The 530-nt window shown below is 35.5% G+C and carries 1 protein-coding gene; it reads right to left on the bottom strand.

Annotation, left to right across the window (positions count from 1 at the left end; genetic code table 11):
- On the bottom strand, positions 1-336 hold a 336-nt coding region (locus ACTQ5K_RS25550), incomplete at its 3' end, for a PLDc N-terminal domain-containing protein (RefSeq protein ID WP_031537042.1).
- Positions 337-530: the final 194 nt, after the last annotated feature.

Below are 530 nucleotides of genomic sequence, written 5' to 3' on the forward strand. Positions count from 1 at the left end.
GAGTTGTTCATATTTTGCTATTCCATTGTTAAACACTTGGACTTGGCCCATTCGAAGCCCATTCACAGTGAAATGCCGTAAAGCATCGGCAATTACCGATGCTGAATCACCGAATGTCTCAGGTAATTTGTTAGATTCATTTTTAGAAGAGTTCAATCTTTTTCGATGAATAAACTTAGGGTTTGATACGCTAAGATAAAGCAAGAAACCAATGACTGGCAAAAGAAGGACGATTATTATCCAATTCAATGCCTTGGCAGGCCTACGTACTTCCCAAATTGCTATGAATAAGATAAAGAACATATTTAACAGGTATAGATAAAAAATCCACTCCAACTGGAATCCCTCCTTCTGTTTCTCTTAACATGTCCAAACTATGTAGCGAGTATACGTTTGGAATACGAAGGAATTGTTTAGATACCTTTTCTTATGAGACACCCAAAATAATTTTGTAATTAGTTTATTTTGTCACAGGAATTTAAACGTTGGAAATGGATCGAAAAACAAAAATGGAGGTCCGTTTTACATTT

The sequence above is a fragment of the Niallia sp. Sow4_A1 genome (assembly GCF_052116745.1).
Classification (GTDB): Bacteria; Bacillota; Bacilli; order Bacillales; family Cytobacillaceae; genus Niallia; species Niallia hominis.